The organism is Chrysiogenia bacterium, from assembly GCA_020434085.1.
Taxonomy (GTDB): Bacteria; JAGRBM01; JAGRBM01; order JAGRBM01; family JAGRBM01; genus JAGRBM01.
Genome location: JAGRBM010000242.1, coordinates 1 through 9105 on the forward strand (window position 1 = coordinate 1; position 9105 = coordinate 9105).

Annotated in this window: 8 protein-coding genes and 1 tRNA gene; 4 read left to right on the forward strand and 5 right to left on the reverse strand. The window is 60.3% G+C overall.

The features are described from left to right. Positions 1-23 precede the first annotated feature (23 nt). The 3 genes from KDH09_08020 (at position 24) to KDH09_08030 (ending at position 1228) form a co-directional block, all read left to right on the forward strand. Positions 24-407 carry an acyl-CoA thioesterase gene (locus KDH09_08020; protein MCB0219624.1) on the forward strand — a complete coding sequence of 128 codons (384 nt, stop codon included), beginning with the start codon at positions 24-26 and terminating at the stop codon, positions 405-407. A 74-nt stretch (positions 408-481) separates the two neighbouring features. Further along, the gene (locus KDH09_08025) at positions 482-757 is read left to right on the forward strand and encodes a hypothetical protein (GenBank protein ID MCB0219625.1); all 276 of its coding nucleotides are present in this window, start codon (positions 482-484) and stop codon (positions 755-757) included. Between the two features lie 3 nt (positions 758-760). Next, positions 761-1228 (forward strand): CYTH domain-containing protein, encoded by a 468-nt coding sequence (locus tag KDH09_08030; GenBank protein MCB0219626.1) that lies wholly within the window; start codon positions 761-763, stop codon positions 1226-1228. On the opposite strand, the gene KDH09_08035 is transcribed toward KDH09_08030, so the two are convergent. Further along, positions 1225-2220: a pyridoxal phosphate-dependent aminotransferase gene (locus tag KDH09_08035; GenBank protein ID MCB0219627.1), complete on the reverse strand. Its 996-nt coding sequence runs from the start codon at positions 2218-2220 to the stop codon at positions 1225-1227. The two genes, KDH09_08030 and KDH09_08035, sit on opposite strands and share 4 nt — an antisense overlap. Before the next feature lie 205 nt (positions 2221-2425). Between KDH09_08035 and KDH09_08040 the strand changes: the two genes are divergently transcribed. Then, entirely contained in the window at positions 2426-6001 is a 3576-nt protein-coding gene (locus KDH09_08040) for an EAL domain-containing protein (protein ID MCB0219628.1), read from the forward strand. 37 nt (positions 6002-6038) lie between these two features. On the opposite strand, the gene KDH09_08045 is transcribed toward KDH09_08040, so the two are convergent. From KDH09_08045 to KDH09_08060, 4 genes are all read right to left on the reverse strand, one after another. After that, positions 6039-6995 (reverse strand): DUF2236 domain-containing protein, encoded by a 957-nt coding sequence (locus KDH09_08045; protein MCB0219629.1) that lies wholly within the window; start codon positions 6993-6995, stop codon positions 6039-6041. Positions 6996-7147: 152 nt separating this feature from the next. Then, positions 7148-7585, reverse strand: coding sequence for a nucleoside deaminase (locus KDH09_08050; GenBank protein ID MCB0219630.1), 438 nt, complete (start codon positions 7583-7585; stop codon positions 7148-7150). A gap of 21 nt (positions 7586-7606) precedes the next feature. Next, a tRNA-Ser gene (locus KDH09_08055) sits at positions 7607-7694 on the reverse strand. 156 nt (positions 7695-7850) lie between these two features. Further along, on the reverse strand, positions 7851-9032 hold the full coding sequence (locus KDH09_08060) for a hypothetical protein (GenBank protein ID MCB0219631.1): 1182 nt from the start codon (positions 9030-9032) through the stop codon (positions 7851-7853). Positions 9033-9105 lie beyond the last annotated feature (73 nt).

The window sequence follows — 9105 nt, forward strand, 5'->3', positions numbered from 1 at the left end:
GCTCCGGCGCGCAGGAGGCATTCATGACCGAGCCATCAAGAACCGAGGCCCGCATCGCCCAGATGGTTTTTCCCGAGCAGGCCAACCACTACGGCACCCTCTTTGGCGGAGAGGCCATGAAGATGCTCGACATGGCGGCCTTCGTCGCGGCCTCGCGCTACTGCCACCAGGAGGTAGTCACCGCCAGCATCGACCGCGTGGACTTCGACCACCCCATCCGCGTGGGATACCTGGTGGAGGCGATTGCCACCGTCGTCCGCACGGGAAAGACCTCCATCATTGTGGACGTGGAACTCTTTTCCGAGGACATGCTCACCGGCGAGCGCGTCCGGGCCACCCGCGGGGAAGTGACCATGGTCGCCCTCGACGAGAATCGCCGTCCGACCCCGGTCACGCCGCTCACCTGAGAAAGCACCCCGGAGACTTGCAGCAGGGCGTTTTTTTGCCCACCATGAGCCCGCTTTTGGAGGAGACCTCAACCATGCGTCACAAGCACAAGCACACCCTCGAGCACATTTTTGCTCACCCGATCAACACCAACATAGACTGGAAACAGATCGTCCATCTCTTCGAAGCCCTCGAGGCCGATATTGAAGAGACGAGCCATGGCCGCCTGAAGGTCAAGCTCAACGGTCAGGAAAATTCCTTCGCGATTCCCCATGGCCACAGCCTGGAGTCCAAGGACGAGATCATGGCGATTCGCCACTTCCTCGAGGCCGCCGAAGTCACTCCCGAGACCCTCGCCGAGGAAGAGTAGTCCTTGCCCAGGGAGATCGAGCGCAAGTTTCTGGTGCGCGGCGATGCTTGGCGCAGCGCCGCCACCAGCAGCGCCAGATTCTCCCAGGGATACCTGCTCAACACGGTCGGCAAGAGCATCCGCGTGCGCCTTGCAGGCGCGCAGGCCTGGCTGACCATCAAGGCCGCGGCCGAAGGCATCGCCCGACACGAGTTCGAGTATCCGATCCCGCCAGAGCATGCGCGCGAGCTGCTCGCCCTGTGCGAGGGGCCGCTCATCGAGAAGACCCGTCACCTGGTTACGATTGAAGGCTTTGTCTGGGAAGTCGACGAGTTTGGCGGCGAGAATGCCGGACTCATCGTTGCCGAGATCGAGCTGCCCGACGAAGACGCAGACTTTGCCCGCCCCGAGTGGCTGGGCGAGGAAGTCACCCATGATCCGCGGTATCTCAATGCCGCACTCGTAAAGAATCCGTTTTCCCGCTGGGCCTAGCCGCGGGCGCGCTTCAACAGGGCGGCGATCCCGGCCCGGAAATCCTCCGGCGGCGTGAGCAGGCTGACCACCACGGACGCGGGCGATTCGAGATCGAAGAAGTAGCCGGGCTGCACGATCACGCCATCCTCGCACACCAACTCAATGGCGAGCGCCTCATCATCGAGCCCATCGGGCAACGTAATCACCGCATACCAGCCCCCCTGCGCGGGGAGCACACCAAGCACGCCGCCGCTCAGCAGCTCGGCCAGCGCGGCGCGGTTTTCGGCAAGCCGTTTCTTGATCGGCGCCTGCTGCGCCGCTTCCAGGGCCAGCAATCCGGGAAGCGCCACCTGCACCGGCGCGGCCAGAGAGAGGTAGCTGTCGGCAATGAACTCAAGCCGATCCAGGCATTCGGAAAGCTCGGCTTCGGGCCCGCTCACCAGCATCCAGCCGAGCTTGAGCTGCGGCAGAGCCAGCGACTTCGAGAGACCGCCCAGCACAAAGCAAAGCACTTCGCTCTGCCCTGCCAGCGAGTGACTGCTCAAATCCGCTCCATCAAATCCGTAATCGAGAAACACCTCGTCGGAAATGAGTGCCAGCCGCTCGCGCCGGGCAATCTCGACAAGGAGCGCCCGGTCTTCGGGATCCAGGCAGTTGCCCGTGGGATTGTTGGGGTTGATAACGACCAGCGCCTTGGTCCGAACCGTGAGCGCGTTTTCCAGCGAATCGAAGTCGATGCGCCAGCCCCCCTCCGTCAGGCAGAGGTGGTAGGGCGCCGGCCGCGCGGATTCGAGGGTGAGCAGGTGTTCGAGTAGCGGATAGCTGGGCGCCGGGACCAGGATCTCGTCCTCCGGGTCGCAAAACAGCTTGAACAGGAAGGAGTAGGCCTCGCTCGTCGAGGCCGTCAGGAGCATCCGCGAGGGATCGGCGTCAATTCCCTTGGCCGAGAGATGCAAAGCCAGCGCTTCGCGCGCAGAGAGCAATCCACGGGGCGCCGGTTCATAATGCATCGCCCCCTGGATCTTGCGCAATGCGACAAGGATTTCCTCGCGCAAAGCGTCCAGTCCCACTGTGGTTGGGTTCGAGTGGCTCAAATCGATACGCTCACTCGTGTGACGCCTTTCAATTTCACGTGCAAGTGCATTAGTCTGTAAACTGTGGGGAATTCGCCCCGAGTAGTCAGCCATCGATGGAACCCCGCATATGGGGTGCCTCATGACGGACATCCCGGATTCTCACAAGCCTTGCGGCGTTTGGGGGACAATGCAAGATCGCTCTGCACAACGCCTCGCGCTACTGTACATTGCCATAGCCGGCCTGTGGATTTTTTTTAGTACGATTATCGGACTCGGATTTGATCTTGCGGAACTCGAAGGCGCTCTCTTCGAACTCATCAAGGGGCTCACCTTTGTTCTCGTCACCGGCTCCATACTCTACCTTTACGCACGTCGCCAAAACGAACTTGAACTGACCTCCAAAGATGCACTCACCGAAAGCGAAGAGCGCTACCGCGAGCTTCTCGCCAATTTCGGTGCAATCATTCTGCTGTTCGATCAAGATACACATGAAATTCGCGACGTCAACGATACGGCCTGTTCCTTCTACGGCTACGACTATGAAGAGTTCTGCGGCAAGCACGTCACTGAACTGTTTGCCGATGACTCGTCTATCCCTCCTCTGGGCCAGAATCACAGAAACCTTCGTTCCCGTCACAAACTGAAGTCCGGCGCGGAGCGAGAGGTCGAACTGTTCTGCAGTTTGCTGTCCCTTCCAACCGACAAGCGAATGCTCTGCATTGTCAACGACGTCACCGAACGCGAAGCAGCCCGCGAACAGCTTCGCCTTGAGAGCGAGCGATTTGCGCTCGCTATCTCGACCATGAAAGGGGCGGTCTGGGAGTGGGACGGCAAAAGCGACGATATGGCGCTTTCGCCACGCCACTATGAGATGCTCGGTGAACCGATCGGCGCCTTCCCTCCCAAAATGTCCTACCTCGTCGAGCGGATACACCCCGAAGATCGGCCCCTCGTCATTGCCGTTCGTGCCGGGTTTCTTGCCGGACAAGCTGATGAATTTGATCTCACATTCCGCGTCCGCCATGCCGCCGGGCACTGGATCTGGCTCCGTACCCGCGGAAGGCGCATCCACACAAATGATTTCAGCTCCCAGCGGGTGATCGCCGTCGATGAAGAGGTTACCGAACGCAAGTTCATCGAGCAGCAAGCCCAGCTCAGCAAGGTTCTGATCGAGAAGAGCCCCGCCATTCTCTTTCGCTGGAGCAATAAAGAGGGCTGGCCTGTTAACTTCGTAACCCGAAACATCGAACGCCTGGGCTTTTGCCCGGAAGACTTTCTGGAAAACCAGCGAGACTATGCTTCCATCATCCACCCGGATGACCTGGCCGATGTGAAGGCCCATTGGAATAGTTTTGTCGGGAGCGGGCAATCCGAGTTCACTATGGATTACCGCCTGATCAAAAAGGACGGAACCATTGTCTGGGTCTCCGAGAGCACGAACCTGATCAAGGATGAAAACGGCGACATCATCGAGCTGCAAGGCACGATCATCGACATTACAAAACGAAAACTGCAGGGAATCAGCCTTGAGCTGGCGGCGGCTTTGGACAGTGCGGTCATCAATGACGAGCCCCTCGACGACATTCTCGCGACTTTCTGCGACAACACCGCCCGGCTCTACGATCTTTCACTGGCTTGGATTGGCGCCAAGCAAGCGGATGGCTCTGTCACCTGCCGCGCTGCGCAGGGTGCGGCAGCAGGTTATGTGCAGGGCATCAACGTTCGATGGGATGATACGCCCGAGGGAAATGGACCTGGGGGACGTGCCATTCGCACCGGAGAGGTCCAGCGCCACAACATCGACTCCCCTGAGTTTGCACCCTGGCATAAACGGGCGACCCCATTTGGGCTGCAGTGTTCGGCCGTCATTCCCCTGGCAACCGGGCAGGAGGTTGTAGGCTTTCTCGCCGTCTACGCCAGCCACCCGCAGGGGATCAGCGATCTGCACATTCAGCTACTAAGCGATGTGGGTCGCAACCTGGCAATTGCCTGGAAGAGCGCCGACCATCGCAAGATGTTACTACGCCAGGATGCAGCGCTCTCCTCAACCGTCAACGGGGTCGTGGTTACCGATCGCAAGGGGGACGTGGCATGGGCCAACCACGCTTTTGAACAGATCACCGGATATGAAGCGAAGGAGCTCATCGGCCAGAATCTGCGATTGCTCAAGTCCGGCAAACACGACAAGCGCTTTTATCAGGACCTTTGGTCGCACCTGCTTCGCGGCGAGACTTTCAGCGCCGATTTTACCAACAAACGCAAGGATGGCTCCCTCTACCAGTCCCGCCAAACGCTGATGCCGCTATACAACAACCATCAAGAGATTGTCAGCTTCGTCGGCATCCAGGAGGACGTGTCCGCCCGCGAGGCGGCCGAAAAGCGTGTTGAACACCTGACCGCTCACGACCCACTCACGGGCCTGCCCAATCGAGTCAGCTTCAACAATGCCATGGCGCACGCCATCTCCAGTGCGACCGATTCCGGGCACTCTCTTGCCGTGCTCTATTTCGATCTTGACCGCTTCAAGATCATCAATGATGCGATGGGCCACTCCACCGGTGATCGCCTGCTCCAAAGCGTCTCCCGGCGAATCCGACAGGTCATGCGCGAGGGGGACCTGCTGGCCCGCGTGGGAGGTGATGAGTTTGCCATTGTGCAAAACGGCGTTGAGTCCGACGACGATGCCATGCGACTGGCACGGCGAATCATCAGCGAGCTGTCGGAACCAATCAATCTCGATGACCGTGAGATCAATGCCAGCGTCAGCATCGGCATTACGCTCTACCCCAGAGACGGAACGACTCCCGAACAACTCCTCTCGAACGCCGACCTCGCGATGTACAAAGCCAAATACGAGGGCCGCAACACCTTCCGTTTCTACTCTCCTACCATGCATGCCAATGCCCAGAGCCGGGCCACGCTGGAATCGGACCTGCGCAGGGCCGTCAAGCAGGGGGAGTTCGAGGTCTTCTACCAGCCGCAGGTGCGCCTGCAGGACGGGGCCCTGGCAGGAATGGAGTCCCTGGTTCGCTGGAGATACCCGGATGGGACGTTGCGGATGCCCGGCACGTTCATCACCGCCGCTGAAGACATCGGTGTGATCAGCCAGCTCGGGCAGTTTGTACTCAGCGAGTGCTGCACCCTGGGACGCAAGTGGATCGACGAAGGCATCTGCCCCGAGCGCCTTTCGGTCAATCTCTCGTTCGCGCAGTTTCAAAACCAGGATCTGGTTGCCATCATCCGGCGCACACTGACGCAGACGGGTTTCCCGCCAGAACGCCTGGAACTCGAACTGACCGAAAGCATTCTTGCCAAGTATCCCGAAGACGCGGTGATCATAACCCGCCGGCTCCATGCGCTGGGCATTCAACTGGCCATTGACGATTTTGGCACCGGCTATTCATCGCTGCGCTATCTTCGCGAATTCCCGGTCAGCCGCCTGAAGATTGACCAGTCCTTCGTCCGTGATCTCAGCGCCGACGACAAGAATAATTCGATCGTGCAGGCTGCCGTCGACCTGGGCCACAATTTGGGTCTTCAGGTCATTGCCGAGGGCGTCGAAACCAACGAGCAGGCAGCCATCCTCCAGTCTCTGGGTTGTGATGAAATTCAGGGTTTCTTGTGCGCGAAGGCGCTACCCGTTGCGGAGATAGAAACCCTGCTGCGTGCACCGGTTTTCCCCGATCTGATGGGGGCCCCGTACGGCTTCCCGTGACCGAGTAGCAGGCCCTGGCAACGAAGTTGTTGCGCGCTCAAACCCCGGCCTTGCCGCGGGCCTCCAGCAGGCGCATCATCAGGTTCTCGCGGTATTCGGCCAGCTTGTCGCGGCCTTCGAGCCCCTGAATGCGGCGCTGGGCGTCGACGTAGGCCGGAACGTAGCGCCAGGCCTTCGGCGTAAGGGGATAGGCCGTGCGCACGCTCGTCATGAAGGTCTTGAAAACCGCCCGCTGCACGGGTCCGTAGCGGAACCCGAATTCCTCGCGAAAGCGCGGCGGCAGCAGCCCGGCGGTCACGATCTTGTAGAGCCACATGGCCGGCGTAAGCGAGGGGAGCGGCGGCGTGAGCGCCCAGTTTGCGATGTCGCGCGCCTGCTCTCCCACCCCCAGTTCGTCGGCCTCCCACATCCGGTTGCAATACTCCATGAACTGGGTCCAGTCGGGCGGGAGCGTCTCGTCAGAGATGCCGAACATGTAGGCGAAGAGCTTTCCCTCTTCCCAGTAACGGTCCTTCTCGGCGAGGCTCAGCGGGCGGATGGTCTGCTCGTAGACAAACACTGCGCTCTCCCAGAGGGTCGCGTGCACCCACAGGAGCGCGGGCTCTACGTTGGCCTCGTAGTCATCGCCGGGCCGGTAGCGCCCGATCCCCTCGGTGATCTTGCCCTTGATGGTGCCATGCAGGGCGTGCACGCGGCGCGCCGCCACGGTGGCGTCTTCGAGGCTGCCGAAGACCACCGCCGCGATGTTCAGGTAGGTGCGCTTGAAGCGCCCGTGGGGATCGCTCTTGGTGTTGGAGTGCTGGTCCACGCCGTGGGCGACATAGGGATGCGCCGTCTGCAGGAGCAGCGCCCTTCCCCCCGCCAGGATGTTGATTACCTCGCGGTTGATCTCCCAGACCATGGAACCCGGACCGAAGAGCCCGTGAACCGGGTTCTCCACTCGGGATGCGACTGTGTCGATGTAGCGTTCGAGATCATCGCGGGTGACGGACATGCGCTGCCTCCAATTGATGGGAGGCAAAAAATGACACGACCGTCAGGGCGGCGGCAAGGCGCGATTGCCAAGCGCAGCGATTTTTCTCTCAAAAAGTGCGTAGACGCTTACAGATCGGCTGGAATGTCTCACCCTTTACGCCCCGAAACAGATCAGACGCCGATGTCCTCGTTCCAGAGTTCCGGGTTGGCGGCAATGAAGTTCTCCATCAGCTCGATGCAGGCAGGCTCTTGCAACACCTCGACAACGACGCCGCGAGAGTGAAGCAGTTCTTCCTCTCCCAGAAAGGTCCTGTTTTCCCCGACTACGACTTTGGGAATGCCATACAGAAGAATCGCCCCGCTGCACATGGAGCACGGGGAGAGCGTGGTGTAGAGCACCGACTCGCGATAGACCTGCGCGCTCTGACGTCCGGCATTTTCGAAGGCGTCCATCTCGCCATGCAGGATGGCGCTGCCCTGCTGAACCCGGCGATTGTGTCCGCGGCCGATGATGCGCCCCTCATTCACGATCACCGATCCAATGGGAATCCCGCCCTCGTCCAGGCCCTTGCGGGCCTCTTCGATGGCAGCTTGCAGAAATTTGTCCATACAGGGGATATAGCAGAAAAGTGGCGGAGAGGGTGGGATTCGAACCCACGGTACCTTGCGGTACACCTGATTTCGAGTCAGGCAGATTCAACCGCTCTCTCACCTCTCCGCTGGCGGTCGTTTCGAGCGGCTACTCATAGGACGGATACGGGCTGATGGCAAGACCTCGGGGCGCCGCTTCAGAGGCTTTCCCTACCCACATAGGCAAGAAAAAGGGCCTCCCGAACGGGAGGCCCTTTTTGGTTTCTCAGCAGTTTACCGTCGGTCAGGGAGTGACGTCGAGATCGGGAATCCCGAACATGAAGCTGTAGGGAATGAACGTCCCGCCAGAGAGGCAGGAATCGTCCAGCCCGTCCGTATCGACGTCCCCGAAGACGACGCTGCCACCGTTCATGCAGAATCCGCCGTCGCGGTCGCCGTCGGTGTCCCAGCCCACGTCCTTGGCGTTGATCACCATCACACCGGTGTCTCCGTCTACCGCGGCAGTCACCACACCCGACATGTCAGCCGTTTCCTGCTCGTCGGTCGCGATGGTCGTTCCCTGAAGCGCCGGGTCGTAGCTCACCCGCAGGGTGGTCGTGCCATTGAGGGTCACCGTCTCTTCGGTCGCGTCACCCCAGAAATTACCGGTCACTTCGCAATTGTGGTAGGTGACGATGTAGGTGACACCATCGATCGTGGTGTCGCTCGGAGTCTGGTTATTGGGGGACTCCTTTATAGAAGCCATCGCGGCCAGCACCTCCCCATGGACAGCAGTCGTAACCGTCGCCGTGCCTGCGGAATCGTCACCCTCCGTCATCAGGTCGGCACGATTGCAGTTGGCCGTTTCCTGGGCGAAGTAGGCGTAGGGACCGGCATCGGGCCACGAGTCTTCGGTCACTGCCTGCGCAAACAGATCGGCCGTCGCCCAGCGACCGGCATCCATGCCGAACCACGTGAGGAGGCGGGCAAGCGCATAAGCATCCCTGCCGGGTTCCTGCTCCACCATCTCACTTTCCAAACCGCCGCTGTACGACGTCGCGAAGCTCCAACCGCCGAAGAGGCCCTCGACGAGAAGGCTGCCCGCCGAGGCCACAGTGTGGGTATTGTCGGGACCGCAATCGCTGTCCTCGCCGTTAACGGCGGCAATTAGGCCAGCCTGGATCGCATCGGCGTCGACCATCATGCCCGGGTCGTAATTGCACTCGTGCCCGTCGATGGTGATCGAAGCAGAGTCCGTGCCATACACGCTCCAGCTCTTGATCATCGTGTCGTTGTCGGGGTCGCCATCGCAGCCCATCCCGCAATTATTGCCGAGCTGGCCCGAGAGATCCCCGGCATACAAGTTGTTCACCGCGGCGTCCACCTTGATCCCCAGAAACTGGGCAACATCATCGCTGCAGGACTGCGCCATCGCACCCGCAAAGATCACTACCGCCAGAAAGGCCAAATTCTGCAACTTTTTCATTGTCGTCCTCGCTCCTCTGTCTGCGTTCCAATTGAAGGATTTTACTCCCTGTTTTCCTACTCGGGTAGCCCCA